This is a genomic window from Flavobacterium sp. GCM10022190 (assembly GCF_042656445.1).
GTDB lineage: Bacteria > Bacteroidota > Bacteroidia > Flavobacteriales > Flavobacteriaceae > Flavobacterium > Flavobacterium nitratireducens.
This window is the reverse complement of sequence record NZ_JBHSOQ010000002.1, coordinates 141839-158764: the sequence shown is the minus strand read 5'-3', so window position 1 is coordinate 158764 and position 16926 is coordinate 141839. Positions and strand designations below refer to the sequence as shown.

Genomic DNA, 16926 nt, shown 5'->3' with positions numbered 1-16926 from the left:
CAGTGATAAAATTAATCAAATAAAAAACAAAATACACGTCAATTTTATAGTTTTTAAATAAGACAATTCAATAAAAACTATTGTTTGTAAATAATTATCAAAAAAAAATGTGAAGTCGAACAAATTCAACTCCACATTTTTGCATTTAAAACTATTATTGTAATCTTACCAGAACTTCACGTATAAAGCTGCGATAATTAATAAAGTAATGATGATTAATACTGTTGTTTGTGGTTTTACTTTGAACATTTCAGTATCTAATTCAAAAGCTTTAGGGTTCACTTTTGGTCCTGCGAAACTCACTGCAACCATTAAAAGCATAGTGAACATGAATGATAATCCCATACAAATGTGGAATGGAATTTCAAATCCACCTTTCCCATTTGGCCAAGCAGTATATAAGAACGTTTCATTTCCAAACAATGCTGGTGCATATTCATTAAACAATACTGATAATAAGAATCCTGCTAATACTCCCACAATAGCTGCAGTTCCTGTTGTGCGCTTCCAGAACATCCCTAAGAAGAACATAGCAAATACTCCAGGACTAATGAATCCTGTATATTTTTGGATATAGGTAAATCCTCCTACTCCTCCAATTCCTAAAACATCATTCCATGTAAATAATACTGCAAGAACCATAGAAGCAAAAACAGCATATCTACCAATGTTTACCTGAGCTCTATCTGAAGCACTTTTTTGAATGTATTTTTTATGAACGTCTAAAGTATAAATCGTAGAAATACTATTCACTTTACCTGCTAACGAAGCTACAATAGCTGCTGTTAATGCTGCCACTGATAATCCTTTTAATCCTGTAGGCAAAAATGTCAACATCGCCGAGTAAGCACCGTCTTTTCCTCCTACTAATTGTGGTAAATGACCTCCTTCGTATAAAACATAAGCAGCAATACCCGGTAACATTACAATTACAGGCATTAATAATTTTAACAATCCTGCAAACAAAATTCCAGTACGAGCTGTAGTTAAGTCAGCGCCAAGTGCTCTTTGCGTGATGTATTGGTTACATCCCCAATAGTTCAAGTTGATAATCCAGATACCTGCTAAATAAGATAAAATTCCAGGGAAAGTAAGGTATTTATCAATTTCTAATTGTGTAGAAGTAGCTGTTGGACGTGGAATAATCATTTTGAAATGCTCTGGTGCTTCCTTCATTAATACATTGAATCCTGCAATAGCATCTTTTCCTACTCCAAAATATTCTCCTACTGTTGTCAAAGCAATATAAGAAGTTACTAAACCTCCAATAATCAACACCGCTACTTGAATAACATCTGTATAGGCCACTACTTTCATACCTCCAAGAGAGATGATCAAAGCAAATACCGCTAAACCTAACATAATCACATGAAGATATTCTCCTCCTGCCAATCCGTTAATCGCTACAGCTCCTAAATATAAAATAGAAGTTAAGTTTACAAAAACATATAAAAACAACCAGAAAACAGCCATAATCAATGCTGTAGTTTCATTGTATCTTGTTTTTAAGAATTGTGGCATGGTATAAATCTTGTTTTTCAAATAAACAGGAATAAACCAAATCGCAATAATAATTAAAGCAATAGCAGCAACCCACTCGTAGGCAGCAACTGCAATTCCTAAGAAGAAACCTTCTCCACTCATCCCAATAAACTGCTCTGCAGAAATATTAGAAGCAATTAATGAAGCTCCAATAGCCCACCATGTCAAAGTCCCTTCGGCTAAGAAATACGCCTTAGCATCGTGTTCGTTTTTTTCGCGCTTGCGATAAACAATGTATCCATAAACAGATACTATTAAAAAGTAAATTATAAAGACTGCATAATCTGCAAATCCGAGAGTTGAGCTCATAAAAAAAAGTTTTAAATTATTAATTGGTTGTTAGATTAATACACAATACTTTTAACAAGACTTAAATTTTAAGCTTGTAAAGCTTACGAATTTCGATAATTTTACCCATAAAAAATTAAACATTAATTTTATTATGTTCTATTTTTTACGAAAAACGAAATCCAAAAGTAAAATAAAAATACTTATTTCCATCATGTTTTTAAGTGTTCAAATAACATTTAACTTTTTAAAAAACACAAATCACTACACAACAAGCATTTAGAAATAAAAAAAAGATGATTTTTTTTAAAATAAATTAATTTAGAATACAATCTTGATTACCTAATTCAATACAACAATTGTATTTCTTTAAGACCATAATCTACTAGACTATCATCTTCATGAAGTACCGTTAATTTTCCTTGTTTAGTAACACTTGTAATTATCCCCATAATAGGTTTATTGTCACCTATAGTAAAAGGCATAGGTATCCCTTTCTTGAAAAGTAAATCCATGTATTCTGCCCACAATTTTTGAGAATGAGAACCAATTAATTTTATATTCTCTTTCAATTGATTTACGATTAACTCTACTAATTGATCTTTATCAAAATAGGAATTAGACACAACTGCCATAGAGGATGCTTTAGGAAGGTTCTCAAAATTAGTTTGATTTACATTCAAACCAACACCTATTATAGACGTTATAGAGCCATCACTTTTGAAACTATTTTCAATAAGAATGCCAGCCAATTTAAAATTATCTGACATAATGTCGTTAGGCCATTTTATCTTTAAATGATTAATTTTTTGATCCTTCAACACTTGAATTATCGCTAACGAAGTTGCAATATTAAGCAGATAAATCGCTTCTACATTCAACAATAAATCCTTAACAAAAACACTCATTATCAAATTCTTAGACTTTTCCGAATTCCAAACCGCTCCCATTTGTCCTTTTCCTTTAGTTTGGATTTCAGCAGTTACCACAGTAAAATTCTCTAATTCTTGAGAAGCAGACAGGGCTTTCAAAAAATCATTAGTAGAGTCTATGGCATCGAGTTTGATAAGTTTCATTAGGAATTATTTTTGTAACATTTTTTAATATTATGTTAAGGTTCAAAAATAATCACAAAAAATGGTAACTTTACACACTTATTATAAAAATAATTCATGGCAAAAAAGACTGTAAATAATGATGCATTGCTTGCAAACATTATCAAAGGAATAGAAGAAGTAAAAGGAAATGATATAGATATTCTCGATCTTAGAGAAATAGATAGCGCAGTTTGCGACTATTTTGTTATCTGCAACGGAAATTCAAATACCCAAGTTAACGCAATTGTTAACTCCATTCAAAAAATAGTTTCCAAAGAAATAAAAGACAAACCTTGGCATGTTGAAGGAACCGACAATGCCGAATGGGTACTTATGGACTATGTAAACATCGTGGTGCATGTTTTCCAAAAACAAATTAGAGAATATTATAATATCGAAAGTTTGTGGGGAGATGCAAAAATTACTACAATTGCAAACAAATACTAAAAGTAAGATAAAAAATAATGGCAAAAGACAACAATCCAAACCCAAACAAATTTAGAATAAGTCCATGGTTAGTTTATACTGCCATCTTACTTATTTTCTTATTTATAAGCTTTGTTACGGGTAGTACTAACTTACAAGAACCAGCTCAGCTAAAATCGTCTAACATTGACAACATGTTAGCCAAAGGAGACATAAAAAATGTTATTATTTTCAATAATAAAGATGCCGAAATTTACCTTTCAGAAAAAGGATTAAAAGACCCTTCTAACAAAAAGGTGGCAAAAGACATCTTTGATCGCCCTAATAAAGGCCCACATTACACCACAAAATTTGGTGATTTAAAATCATTTCAAGAAAAATTAGACAAAGCCAAAGAAGAAAAAAAACTGGTTGATTACGATTTTAAAGAAGCTAGTAATTGGTCAGATATCATTATTAGCCTACTTCCGGTAATCATTATCATAGCAGTATGGATTTTTATCATGCGTAAAATGTCTGGTGGTGGCGCTGGTGGCGGTGGGCAAATTTTCAACATTGGAAAATCAAAAGCGAAACTTTTTGACGAAAAAACCGATGTTAAAACCACTTTTAAAGATGTAGCTGGATTAGAAGGAGCTAAAGAAGAAATTCAAGAAATTGTTGAATTCCTTAAAAATCCTGAAAAATTCACAAACCTAGGAGGTAAAATCCCAAAAGGCGCTTTACTTGTAGGACCTCCTGGAACAGGAAAAACATTATTAGCAAAAGCGGTTGCCGGAGAAGCTCAAGTTCCCTTTTTCTCACTTTCAGGGTCAGATTTCGTAGAAATGTTTGTAGGAGTTGGTGCTTCAAGAGTACGTGACTTATTCAAACAAGCTAAAGAAAAATCTCCTGCTATCATTTTCATTGACGAAATTGACGCTGTGGGACGCGCTAGAGGTAAAAATAATTTCTCCGGAGGCAATGACGAAAGAGAAAATACTTTAAACCAATTACTAACCGAAATGGATGGTTTTGGTTCTAATTCAAACGTTATTGTATTAGCTGCAACTAACAGAGCCGATGTTTTGGATAAAGCTTTAATGCGTGCAGGACGTTTTGACAGACAAATTTTTGTTGATTTACCAGATGTACGTGAACGTGCCGAAATATTCAAAGTTCACTTAGCGCCTTTGAAAAAAGTAGAAGGTTTAGATTTAGACTTTTTAGCCAAACAAACACCAGGTTTCTCTGGAGCTGATATAGCTAACGTATGTAATGAAGCCGCATTAATAGCCGCTCGTAATAACAAAACTGCAGTTGATAAACAAGATTTCCTTGATGCAGTTGACCGTATTGTAGGTGGATTAGAGAAAAAGAATAAAATCATTACTCCTGAAGAGAAAAAAGCAATTGCCATTCACGAGGCAGGACACGCAACTGTAAGTTGGATGTTAGAACACGCTGCCCCTCTAATCAAAGTAACCATTGTTCCTAGAGGTCAAAGCTTAGGTGCTGCTTGGTACTTGCCAGAGGAACGGCAAATTGTTCGTACTGAGCAAATGCTAGATGAGATGTGTGCAACTATGGGAGGACGTGCTGCCGAAAAAGTTACTTTCAACAAAATCTCTACTGGAGCGTTAAGTGATTTAGAAAAAGTAACAAGACAAGCCCGAGCAATGGTTACGGTTTACGGACTGAATGAAAAAATAGGCAATGTAACTTATTACGATTCAACAGGACAAAGTGAATATAATTTTTCGAAACCTTATTCGGATGAAACAGCTCAAATTATAGATAAAGAAATTTCTTTATTAATTGAAAATCAATACCAAAGAGCTATTCAAATCTTAGAAGAAAACAAAGATAAATTAAATCAACTTGCTGATATTCTTATCGAAAAAGAAGTTATTTTTAAAGACGATTTAGAAGCTATTTTTGGAAAAAGAAGTTTTGACAAAAATCTTGAAGAAACAGTCTCTTAATAAGACACTTAATATAAATAATTTAAAATCTTAATTCAAAACCTCGTTTTGAATTAAGATTTTTTTATCTTTGAACGGTTACAATAAAACATTAAGTACCTTACAAAATATGAGTCTTTTTAGAAAACTTTTTGGATCTAGTGTTTCACCTTCAGATGAAGAAAAAGAAAGCCAAAACAACAACTTTTTTTCTGATAGCAACATCTCTGTTGACGAGCGTTTTATCTACAATTTCAAAAAAAATGGAGGTAAATTTATCTACTGTGAAAATGATCAAGAAGTTAAGGATCAATTTGAAAATATTTTAGAAGAAAACGATTGGTTCGAAAGTGAAGTACTATGTTACGATACTAAGTTATTTTATTTGTTAGACGAAAACAAACTAGTTTATAATAAGCCTACAAGCCCAAAATTCTTACTTTCAAGTTGTGAAAATTTAATTGCTGAAGAAGGTTCTATCCTATTTTCATCTAAACAAATCAAGCAACATAAACCAAACGAACTACCAACAAACATAGTTGTTTTGGCTACAACAAGTCAAATACTTGCAATGAAAAGTGATGGTCTTAGTGCAATTAAAAAGAAATACGAAAGAGACTACCCTACCAATATTACTGCTATAAAATATTTTGAAAAAGCTAAAGAAGAAGACTTCACACAATATGGAAGCTCCGCAAAAAATCTTTATTTATTGCTTTTAGAAGATCTTTAAAATGAATGAAACTCTAAAAAGATCAATATCAGGCGCTATTTACATTGTATTATTATTAGCTTCTATATTATTCTCAACCGAAAGTTTTTTTATCCTTTTCGGTATTTTTTTACTAATTGCTATCTCTGAATTTTGCAATCTAACGCAAGTAAATAAAGTGCTTCCGTTAATTGCTGCATTCTTAGTATATACAACTATTACCCTTATTAGTCATTACAATACACTAACCACTACTACTATCAATGATTATCTAGGTACAAACATTGAAATCACGGTAAACATCGAACAACTTAACATCATTTTATTAGCAACCACACTAGTAGTTTCAGTAAAATGCATTCTCTTTCTTTTTTACGACAGTGTTCAAAAAATTAGCACTTCTTCTAAATACCTTTATTTATTTGGTTACATAACACTACCATTTGTTTTTATAACTAAAATTTCATTTGGTATCAAAGATTACAACCCCAAAATCATCATTGGTTTATTCCTTCTAATTTGGACCAATGATACTTTTGCCTACATCGTTGGGAAATCAATTGGGAAACATAAATTACTCGAACGCATTTCGCCTAAAAAAACAATTGAAGGATTTTTAGGAGGTATCATTTTTGCCATTTTTACTGGTTATTTAATCTCCAAATATTACATTAGTCCAAAACCAGAATTCAGTCAGCAATCCATTTTAATATGGACATCAATTGCAGCTATTGTTGGTATTTTTGGAACCATTGGAGATTTAATAGAATCCAAATTCAAAAGAATTGCTGGAGTAAAAGACAGTGGAAACATTATGCCTGGTCATGGAGGTGTACTAGATAGACTAGATAGTGTTATATTTGTAGCACCAATAATATTTTTATTTTACCAAATTTTAAATTATGTTTCATAAAGAAGGAATTCCATCTATTTTTTTAGGTTCGGTTTTTACCGTGGCAGTATTATTACTTGCTGATAAATTTATTGATATCGAATGGCTAAGAATGCTAGTTCAACTCTTTGCTTTCTTAGTTTTAGTTATCATATTACAATTCTTTAGAAACCCTAAAAGACCTTTGATTATAAACGAAAATCAAATTCTTGCTCCAGTTGACGGTAAAGTGGTTGTTATCGAAGAAGTATACGAAGGTGAATATTTCAAAGACAAACGTTTACAGGTGTCTATTTTCATGTCGCCAATTAATGTTCACGTAACTCGATATGCCATGAGTGGAATTATTAAATTTAGTAAATATCATCCTGGTAAATTCTTAGTGGCCTGGCATCCAAAAGCAAGTGAAGAAAACGAAAGAACAACTGTTGTCGTTGAAAACAACACATTCGGAGCTGTTTTATACCGTCAAATTGCTGGTGCATTAGCACGCCGAATTGTTAATTATGCGGAAGAAGGAATGCAGGTAGTACAAGGTACTGATGCAGGTTTTATTAAATTTGGTTCCAGAGTAGATTTATTTTTACCTTTAGGAACTCCAGTAGATGTAGTTTTAAACCAAAAAGCAATTGGAGGAAAAACTGTTATTGCAAAAAAATAATGACTCAAAAAGATTTAGATACTCGGTTTAACGAAGCGGTTGAAAAAGCTTCAAAAATGACTCAAGCATCTTTACCTCAAGATGTACAGCTAAGACTTTATGCCTTTTACAAACAAGCAACAATAGGTACAGTAGAAATTAGACAAACTTCTAATTTTCATCTAAGAGATGCCTTTAAAACAAATGCTTGGATGCAAATCAGTCATCTTTCGGTAGATGAAGCCAAAGAAAACTATATTGAAATCATTAATTCGCTTTGAAAATAATACAATTCATGAAAAAGCTTTTCTTTACTACAGCAAGCCTATTTTTTTTAAGTTTTTTAGTTTCATGCAATAAGAAAAAACTAACTGAAGTTGTCGAGGTTCCACTTCCTACAGCTGAAGAAAAAATCTCTATTGGTTTTCCAGATGATGTAAAAGCAGACCCTGGCTCTTTTTTATTGGACAAACTGCCCTATAACTATGATGATTTAGCGCCTTCTCTATCGCCTTTAACATTAGAAGTCCATTATTCGAAACACTATTTATCGTATACCAATAATCTAAACAAAGCCATAGCTGGTACGGAATACGAAAATATGTCTATTGAAAACATCTTAGCCAAACTTGATATAAATGATACTGAATTAAGAAATAATGCTGGAGGATTTTATAACCACTCCTTATACTGGAAATCTATTGGCCCTAAAGGCGGAGGAACACCAAAAGACACTATCGCATCAGTAATTGATAGAGATTTTGGATCTTTTAACGACTTTAAAAATGCTTTCATACAAGAAGCAAGTTTACAATTTGGTTCAGCTTGGGTTTGGTTAATTGTAGACAAAGCTGGAAAACTAAAAATTACCAGTACACAAAACCAAGACAATCCTTTAATGAGAAATGCCGCTGTACCAGGAACACCTATTTTAGCATTAGACCTTTGGGAACACGCTTATTATTTGGGTTACCAATACCGTCGAAAAGCCTATATTGATGCTTTTTTTGCTATTATTGACTGGAATAATGTCAATGAAAATTACAAAAACTCATTTATCAAACAGTATTGATATAATTTCAAACCAATAAAATGCCGACGCCTTATTTTAAAATAACCGTCGGCATTTTTTGTTGTAATCAACAACATTACTACAAATAAAACTCTCTTATCAAAATCATAAATAAACAGTAATATTTATTGGGTTTGCGTCCTTTTTTATAAATTTGACAAAAATATACACCCTTGAGTAAATCGCTATTTTTCATCTGTTTTAGTTTGTTTTTTGTTACTTTAATACAAGTAAATGCACAAGCTCCTAAAAAAATCATCATTGAACATTCTGATTTTGCCGATGTTAATCAGGCAGAAATGCCAGACGCTTTTTTATTAACTGGAAATGTGGTCGTAAATCACGATGGTGCCGTTTTAAGTTGTAACAAAGCCTACTATTTTCAAAAAGAAAACTATATTAAAGCTTTTGGTAATGTTCAATTAGTTCAAGGAGACACTCTTTATTTAAACAGTAAATATGCCGAGTACAACGGAAATGTAAAAAAAGCATTCGCTACAGGAGATGCTGTTTTAAGCACACCCGACTCTACTTTAAAAACAGATACAATTAATTTTGATCGTAATACCCAAGAAGCATTTTACAATACAAAAGGAGTAATTATAAACAATGAAAATACTTTAGAGAGTAATTCTGGAAAATATTATGTAGCTCAAAAGAAATTTCAGTTTTTGACTGCGGTAACCATTACGAATCCTAAATATGTTATTAAATCAGATCATCTTGATTATTATAGTAATTCAGGGCATTCCTATCTTTTTGGACCTTCAACCATAACCAGCAAAAACAATTATATTTATACTGAAAAGGGCTTTTATGATACGAAGAAAAATCTAGCCCATTTTCTGCGAAAATCATATATCAAATACAATGATCGATTGATTCAAGGTGATAGTTTGTATTATGATCGTAACAAAGAATTTGCTTCGGCTACGCGAAATGTAAAAATTACCGATTCGATTAATCGTGGTATCGTCAAAGGTCATTATGCCGAAATATTCCAGAAAAAAGACTCCATGTTTGTTACTAAAAGAGCATTAGCTGTAAATTTCGTTCAAAATGATTCGGTTTATATTCATGGTAAAAAAATAATGGTAACGGGTAAAGAAGGCGACCGAATAATTCGTGCGTTTAATAATGTTCGTTTCTTTAAAACAGATATGAGCGGAAAATGTGATTCCATACATTCTAGCACCAAAATCGCTCTGACAAAACTCATAGGCAACCCAATATTATGGAATGGAGAAAGTCAAATTACTGGCGATATTATGCACCTCATAGGAAATAAAAAAACAGAAAAACTCGATTCCTTAAAAGTACTTAACAACACCTTTATCATTTCCAAAGACACATTAGGAACTGGCTACAATCAAATAAAAGGAATGAACCTCTATGGCAAATTCGAAGAAGGTAAACTCCACGATGTAGACATTGTTAAAAACGCCGAGGTCATTTATTACATGCGAAATGATGACAAGGAACTCATTGGAATCAATAAAAATGTAAGCAGTAAAATCAGTATTCTTTTCGACAAAAATGCTATTGAAACCATAACGTTTTTTCAACAAGTAGATGGAGATATCTATCCTGAAGAAGAACTTAGCGAATACGAAAGAAAATTTAAAGGCTTCAAATGGCGGGCTGACGAACGAATAAAATCTAAAGACGATATCTTTCCAGAAGAAGAGAATCAATACAACGACAAAATGATTGCTGATACTAAAAAAGACGCTGCCAAGAAAAACGTTCCAATGAAAATCAGGAAAGAAACATTGAATTACGATAAAAAGAAGAAAAAGAAGTAGGCAGTTTTCAGTTTCAGAAAGCAGAAAACAGAATACTATACTAAATCCAAATTGTATCAAAAAGTAAAAAAACTTCCTGAACTTTGCGAAAAAACTTTGCAAACTTTGCGGTAAAAAACTAACAACAGTGAATAAGGATTTTATAAAATACCAAGCACAAACTTCTCCTTACCCATTAGGAATGGAAGTTTCACACGCCATTGGTTCATATATATACGACACTAATAATAAAAAATACCTGGATTTTGTTGCTGGAGTTTCAGCTTGTACTTTAGGACATCAACCTCCAAGAGTCAATCAAGCGATTAAAGACCAATTGGACAAATATTCACATGTGATGGTATATGGCGAATACTCGCAAAGTCCAGCTGTAGAATATTGCAAACTCATGGCTTCACTCCTACCTGCGCCATTAGACAAAACCTACTTAGTGAATTCAGGCACCGAAGCAATTGAAGGAGCCTTGAAATTAGCCCGAAGAGTAACTGGTCGAAGCCAATGGATTTCCTGTTATAATGCCTACCACGGAAACACTATGGGTTCTATGAGTGTTATGGGATTTGAGGAACGAAAACAAGCTTTTCGACCATTAATTCCAGATGTAGACTTTATTACGTTTAACAATGAAGCCGATTTAGAAAAAATAACTACTAAAACCGCTGGTGTATTACTCGAAACCATTCAAGGAGGCGCCGGATTTATTCAACCACAAAATGATTTCTTGAAAAAAGTTCGCGCTCGATGTACTGAAGTAGGAGCTTTATTAATTCTGGACGAAATCCAACCTGGTTTTGGAAGAACTGGAAAACTATTTGGTTTCCAAAACTACGATATTGTTCCTGACATAATTGCCATGGGAAAAGGCATGGGAGGCGGAATGCCTGTTGGTGCTTTTACCGCTTCATCGGCAATGATGGATTTATTAACTGATAATCCTAAATTAGGGCACATTACCACCTTTGGCGGACATCCTGTCATTGCGGCAGCCTGTCTAGCAACATTGAAAGAATTAACTGAAACAAACTTGATGCAAGAAGCTTTAGAGAAGGAAAAACTCTTTCGATCGCTTTTGGTACATCCTTTGATACAGGAAGTTAGAGGAAAAGGATTGATGCTGGCGGCTATGACTGCCGAGGCCGCAATCACAAATGAAGTAATATTAAAATGTCAAGACAAAGGACTCATTTTATTTTGGCTCCTTTTTGAAGGATGTGCTATTAGAATTACTCCTCCTTTAACAATTTCTAATGAAGAAATTCGCGAGGGATGCGCAATACTATTAGAAGTGATGGATGAAGTAATGGCTTCTCAAAAAAAATAGCAATCGCTCGAATAAACACTGTTTCTTTTGTTAATTAAATTGTTCACAATAATTCATTTTTTTCTTCGATAAAACACAAAGGATGCCTAACTTTAAGGTAGGCCAAATTCTAAAAACAGGAAGTATGCAACTAAGCAACGAAGAAGAAGATTATAACTTATCTCTATCCAAATTTGAGTCTATGTTGAAAACCAACAAAGTGCTCTTTTTTGACTCTGAAGAATTTGAAGAAATCATACTTCACTATCTCGATACAGGTAAGGCCGCTTTAGCGAAAAAAGCGCTCAAATTAGCATTAGACCAACACCCTAAGTCTACAGGCTTAAAACTCGTTCAAGTTGAAATGCTAGTTTATGATGACAAACTGGATGTAGCCGAGAAACTTCTCAACGAGCTATATGCCATTGAACCGCACAATGAAGAAATTTATATTCAAAAGGCAAATATCTGCTCAAAAAGAGATCAGCATGAAAAAGCCGTTGAATTTCTAAAAATTGCTTTACAGTACACCGATGATTATGCCGATGTGTATAATTTAATTGGAATGGAATACCTATTTATGGACAATTTAGAATTGGCCAAAGAAAACTTTATCAAATGTCTGGAAGAAGACATCGAAGACCAATCGGCACTGTATAATGTAGTGTACTGTTTTGAGTTTTTAGACCAAAATCAAGATGCTATCCTTTATTTGGATAAATACATTGAAATCAATCCCTATAGTGAAATTGCATGGCATCAAAAAGGACGTTTACATTATGGATTAAAAGAATACGAGCAAGCTATTCGTGCCTTTGATTATGCTACTCTTATAGACGATGAATTCTTAGGCGCTTTTATGGAAAAAGCCAAAGCCCTTGAACGTTTAGGGAAATTTGAGGAAGCTATTGAAAGTTATAATAGAACTATCGAATTAGAAGATCCAACATCCTATGCCTTACTTCGTATTGGAAAATGCTACGAAAAACTAGGCAATAAAGTGTTAGCTCTTAAATTCTATAACGAAACCGTTCACGAAGATCCTCTTTTAGACAAAGGATGGATTGCAATTACGGATTTTTATTTACATGAAAAAAACTTTCAAAAAGCCTTATTTTTTGTCAACAAAGCTTTAGCAATAGACAATCAAAACAGCTTGTACTGGAAAAGATATGCGAATATTAACAAACAAATGAACTTTTTTGAAGAGGCTGAATTTGGTTTTAGAAAAGCAGTCGAATTTGGTGATACAGAATTAGATACTTGGCTATTTTGGGTAGACATTTTACAATTCTTAGGCGAATTTGAAACCGCTATTCATACCTTGTTACAAGCTTCTGATTATTATCCGGAAGAAAGTGAAATAGAATACCGTTTAGCTGGTCTTTATTTTATGATTAACGATGATAGAAAAGCTAAAATTCACTTAAGCAATGCGCTCCGACTGAATTTCGACAACTATATCATCATCGAAGACCTTTTTCCTGTTGTTTGGGAGAAAAAAATGGTACAGAATTATATTGAAAAACACAACAAACAATAATGACCCAAAATACAAGAAAGCGCTTCGGACTACTGGGGCGTAATATCAGTTATTCCTTTTCAAAAGGACATTTTACTACCAAATTCGAAAAAGAAAATTACGCAGGCTATACTTATGAAAATTTTGACATTCAGGAAATCTCCGGATTTCCTGAAATCATTAAAAACACAGCAAATTTAAGCGGTTTAAATGTTACCATTCCTTACAAAGAAGAGGTAATTCCGTTTTTAGACAAATTATCTAAAAAAGCCGCTAAAATCGGTGCTGTAAACACGATTAAATTCACCAAAAAAGGAAAATTAAAAGGCTACAATACCGATTATTATGGTTTTTTAAAATCCCTGAGTCCTTTACTACAAGAACATCATAAAAAAGCATTGATTCTAGGAACAGGAGGCGCTTCTAAAGGAGTGGCTTTTGCTCTGGAAGAATTAAGTATCGAATATGTTTTTGTATCTCGAAAAGCTTCCGAAAAAGCAATTGATTATAGCCAAATAACAGCTGCTACTTTTGAGGAATACCAAATTGTCATCAATTCCACACCTATTGGGACCAGCCCAAATATCGAAGCTTGCCCAGAGATCCCATATGATTTTTTTACAGAAAAACACATCGCATACGATTTGATTTATAATCCAGCCGAAACACAATTTTTAAAAAACGCTAAAGCAAAAGGCGCTCAAATAAAAAACGGTCTTGATATGCTTATTTTTCAAGCGGAAAAAGCTTGGGAAATCTGGAACAAATAAAAAATCAATGTCTGCACATTTCAGATGTATTAGAGCATAAAAAAATAGCTTAAAAAAGGAATAAACAATTTCATCAAAGCATTAAAAAATCCCATTTTGAAAATGATTTCAAAATGGGATTTTTTAATTGTACGTTATATTCAAAAGGAATTCAGCTAAAACTATCTATTCCGATTTAAATTACAATTTAAAAAATTATAACAATCGTAATTTAGAAACATTAGAAATCATGATTTATGGATGAAAAAAAAAAAAAAAAAAAAAAAAAAAAAAAAAATCTAGAAAACAAAAGGCACAAAAAAAGCCTCTTCTTTCGAAGAGGCTTTTGAATTTTGGGTGGATGATGGGGTTCGAACCCACGACCCTCGGCACCACAAACCGATGCTCTAACCAGCTGAGCTACAACCACCATTTGTTTGCTTGTTTGCGGTGGCAAAGATACAACAGAATTCCAGTTGTGCAAACATTTTTTGAAAAAAAATTAAAAAAAATTACAGCAAATCCGCTAAACTATTGACTGCCAAACACCTCTCTACTGTAAAACCTTCAGCATAATCTAAACCTACTAACCTCCCCAAGTCCCTAGAACGATAATTCAAGCTCTCAAAAAAGTTTTTTGAAGTAATAGGCGACTCTGGTTCGGTAGAATTAGGGTCATAAAACTGCGAACGGTAGGCTAAAATGGATTCTATTTTCTTATCCGTAAAACCAGTAATATCTACCACAAAATCAGGTTCGATATTTTTCCATTGGATGTAATGATAAACTAACTTGGGTCTCCAAGCTTTTTGCGGCTGTCCATCTAATTCGGTTTCGATTTTAATCAAACCTGATAAAAAACAAGCATCCGAAACCAATTTACTCCCTTTGGCATGATCGATATGACGATCATCAATAGCGTTACACAAAACAATATCAGGTTGGTACTTTCGAATCCTTTTTATAATCTCCAGTTGGTGTTTTTCGTCATTTACAAAAAAACCATCACGCATGGCTAAATTTTCCCTAACCGATACTCCTAAAATAGCAGCAGCAGCCTTTGCTTCTTCATCTCTTATAGCAGCTGATCCACGAGTACCTAATTCCCCTCTTGTCAAATCTATAATCCCTACTTTTTTCCCTAGGGAAACTTCTTTTAAAATGGTTCCTGCACAACCTAACTCTACATCATCAGGATGTGCTCCAAACGCCAGTATATCTAATTTCATTATTTCTTTTTTCTGTATTCTAAATCTATTTTTTACCCCAAAGAGGAAAATTTTTGCGAGGTTTCTAAATTTTAAATGATGGAAACAGCAAACAACTAACTTCTAACTTCTAACCTCTGACTTCTAACTTCAAAGCACACTTTTCATCGTAAAGGATTTGTTCACACTTTCATTCCACTCCTTCTCTGCTATACTTTCTCTTGTAATACCGCAGCCAATATACAAATGCGCTTGTTTCTCTTTTATTTGCATACACCGCAAATTAACATACAAATCCGATTTTTGCTTTTTCTCTGTAAAATCTTTTTTATTCAATTCTCCTAAAAAACCTGTGTAATATTCTCTATCATAAGCTTCATTTGCTAAAATAAAATCTTTAGCCTCCTGTTTAGGCAAACCGCAAACCGCTGGTGTAGGATGCAATACAGAAACCACCTGACTTAAATGTGATGATTTATTGATTACGCCCTCGATATCTGTTTTAATATGCAACACATTACCTGCTTGAACGGTATACGGACTTGAAATAGCAACTTCTGAGGTCAAACCTTTTAAATTTTCTAAAATAAAATCAGTTACAAATTGCTGTTCTTCAATTTCTTTTGATTCCCAAATCACATCAGTCCTGCCTTCAAAATTTTGCGTTCCTGCTAATGCCATCGTACAAAACTTTTTCCTACTTGCTTTAAGCAAACGTTCTGGAGTTGCTCCCAACCACAAACCAATTTTAGGATGATACCAACAATAACAAAAAACAGTTGGGAAATTTTGAATCAATTGGGTAAAAGCAGCCACTAAATCAAAATTAGGAACCTCTAAAATTTCTTTTCTAGACAATACTACCTTTTTCAAATCACCTCTTTTAATAGCTTCAACAGCCTTTTGGATTAGTGACTCAAAGCGTTCTTTTTCTATCTGATTTTCTGAAGATTCTATTTTAACGGCTTGTTGCTCTGTTAATGAACTAACATCTGCTTCCCATATAACCGATTGATTTTTGGGTATCAAAATCATTTGATTGCCGTCAAAAGGAGCAAAAACAAATCCAGTTTCATCCAAAGTTTCGGCAAAATACAAATGATCATTTTTTTGAAAAAAACCTCTTAACTCTGCTTTGTAAGGCTTTCTATAAACAACAAAAGGTAAATTTTGCGCTTGTTGCTGTTTTATTTTTATAAAGAAATCAATCATACAGTTGTGTATTAAAGATTGTATTAAAAATCTACGTAACCGAATTTTACTTTAATTAATTTTCTTTCTTTTAGGTAAAACCATATTGGTCAATTTACAAAGCGAAATCAAATTATTTCTTTCATCAACAATTCGAATCTCCCACAAATGGATGCTCGCACCTTGATGAATAATTTTGGCAGTAGCCGTAACCACTCCTTCTCTTTTCGATTTTAAATGATTGGCCGAAATTTCAATTCCGCGTACCTCGCTTACTTCTGGATTAACAAATATAAAAGAAGCCGCACTACCAACACTTTCAGCTAAAGCTACCGTAGCCCCTCCATGCAACAAGCCCATAGGTTGATGAACGCTGGAATTGACAGGCATTGTTGCTGTCAAAAAACCTTCTCCAGCATCCACATATTCAATATTTAAGGTTTCCATTAAGGTGTTTTTAGAAATACGATTACAGTATTCCAATATCTTTTCTTTATCGAATGTCATGAATTTTATTTTAATCGATTGTAAAAATAAAG

16 protein-coding genes and 1 tRNA gene are annotated in these 16926 nt (G+C 33.1%); 11 read left to right on the top strand and 6 right to left on the bottom strand.

All coding sequences use genetic code 11. From position 1 onward, the window contains the following. Positions 1 to 165 precede the first annotated feature (165 nt). A complete protein-coding gene (locus ACFPTQ_RS07730; RefSeq protein ID WP_379775937.1) occupies positions 166 to 1851 on the bottom strand; it encodes a sodium/sugar symporter in 1686 nt (561 codons plus the stop codon). A gap of 326 nt (positions 1852 to 2177) precedes the next feature. Beyond that, on the bottom strand, positions 2178 to 2906 hold the full coding sequence (locus ACFPTQ_RS07725; RefSeq protein ID WP_379775934.1) for a biotin--[acetyl-CoA-carboxylase] ligase: 729 nt from the start codon (positions 2904 to 2906) through the stop codon (positions 2178 to 2180). A gap of 96 nt (positions 2907 to 3002) precedes the next feature. On the opposite strand from ACFPTQ_RS07725, the gene rsfS reads away from it, so the two are divergent. From rsfS to ACFPTQ_RS07670, 11 genes are all read left to right on the top strand, one after another. Beyond that, the gene (gene rsfS, locus ACFPTQ_RS07720; RefSeq protein ID WP_026715516.1) at positions 3003 to 3374 is read left to right on the top strand and encodes a ribosome silencing factor; all 372 of its coding nucleotides are present in this window, start codon (positions 3003 to 3005) and stop codon (positions 3372 to 3374) included. Positions 3375 to 3391: 17 nt separating this feature from the next. After that, a complete protein-coding gene (gene ftsH, locus ACFPTQ_RS07715) occupies positions 3392 to 5317 on the top strand; it encodes an ATP-dependent zinc metalloprotease FtsH (protein WP_379775931.1) in 1926 nt (641 codons plus the stop codon). A 109-nt stretch (positions 5318 to 5426) separates the two neighbouring features. Beyond that, positions 5427 to 6029, top strand: a complete 603-nt coding sequence (locus ACFPTQ_RS07710) for a lactate utilization protein B/C (RefSeq protein WP_379775928.1) — start codon at positions 5427 to 5429, stop codon at positions 6027 to 6029. Between the two features lies 1 nt (position 6030). Beyond that, a complete protein-coding gene (locus ACFPTQ_RS07705) occupies positions 6031 to 6921 on the top strand; it encodes a phosphatidate cytidylyltransferase (protein ID WP_379775926.1) in 891 nt (296 codons plus the stop codon). Next, the gene (locus ACFPTQ_RS07700; protein WP_379775924.1) at positions 6911 to 7561 is read left to right on the top strand and encodes a phosphatidylserine decarboxylase family protein; all 651 of its coding nucleotides are present in this window, start codon (positions 6911 to 6913) and stop codon (positions 7559 to 7561) included. The genes ACFPTQ_RS07705 and ACFPTQ_RS07700 overlap by 11 nt, the downstream gene beginning before the upstream one ends. After that, the gene (locus ACFPTQ_RS07695) at positions 7561 to 7821 is read left to right on the top strand and encodes an acyl-CoA-binding protein (RefSeq protein WP_379775921.1); all 261 of its coding nucleotides are present in this window, start codon (positions 7561 to 7563) and stop codon (positions 7819 to 7821) included. Before ACFPTQ_RS07700 ends, ACFPTQ_RS07695 begins: the two co-directional genes overlap by 1 nt. A gap of 14 nt (positions 7822 to 7835) precedes the next feature. Next, positions 7836 to 8612 carry a superoxide dismutase gene (locus ACFPTQ_RS07690; RefSeq protein WP_379775918.1) on the top strand — a complete coding sequence of 259 codons (777 nt, stop codon included), beginning with the start codon at positions 7836 to 7838 and terminating at the stop codon, positions 8610 to 8612. Positions 8613 to 8785: 173 nt separating this feature from the next. Further along, positions 8786 to 10417, top strand: coding sequence for an OstA-like protein (locus ACFPTQ_RS07685; RefSeq protein ID WP_379775916.1), 1632 nt, complete (start codon positions 8786 to 8788; stop codon positions 10415 to 10417). A 127-nt stretch (positions 10418 to 10544) separates the two neighbouring features. After that, complete coding sequence (locus tag ACFPTQ_RS07680) at positions 10545 to 11738, top strand: aspartate aminotransferase family protein (RefSeq protein ID WP_379775913.1); 1194 nt, start codon at positions 10545 to 10547, stop codon at positions 11736 to 11738. 124 nt (positions 11739 to 11862) lie between these two features. Then, positions 11863 to 13260, top strand: a complete 1398-nt coding sequence (locus tag ACFPTQ_RS07675) for a tetratricopeptide repeat protein (RefSeq protein WP_278036454.1) — start codon at positions 11863 to 11865, stop codon at positions 13258 to 13260. After that, on the top strand, positions 13260 to 14009 hold the full coding sequence (locus tag ACFPTQ_RS07670) for a shikimate dehydrogenase family protein (RefSeq protein WP_379775911.1): 750 nt from the start codon (positions 13260 to 13262) through the stop codon (positions 14007 to 14009). The genes ACFPTQ_RS07675 and ACFPTQ_RS07670 overlap by 1 nt, the downstream gene beginning before the upstream one ends. Positions 14010 to 14344: 335 nt before the next feature. Here ACFPTQ_RS07670 and ACFPTQ_RS07665 read toward each other — a convergent pair. From ACFPTQ_RS07665 to ACFPTQ_RS07650, 4 genes are all read right to left on the bottom strand, one after another. Next, positions 14345 to 14418 (bottom strand) — tRNA-His (locus ACFPTQ_RS07665). 82 nt (positions 14419 to 14500) lie between these two features. After that, on the bottom strand, positions 14501 to 15217 hold the full coding sequence (gene bshB1, locus ACFPTQ_RS07660) for a bacillithiol biosynthesis deacetylase BshB1 (protein WP_379775908.1): 717 nt from the start codon (positions 15215 to 15217) through the stop codon (positions 14501 to 14503). Between the two features lie 129 nt (positions 15218 to 15346). After that, a complete protein-coding gene (locus tag ACFPTQ_RS07655; protein WP_379775906.1) occupies positions 15347 to 16408 on the bottom strand; it encodes a chorismate-binding protein in 1062 nt (353 codons plus the stop codon). A gap of 51 nt (positions 16409 to 16459) precedes the next feature. After that, entirely contained in the window at positions 16460 to 16894 is a 435-nt protein-coding gene (locus ACFPTQ_RS07650) for a PaaI family thioesterase (RefSeq protein WP_379775903.1), read from the bottom strand. Positions 16895 to 16926: the final 32 nt, after the last annotated feature.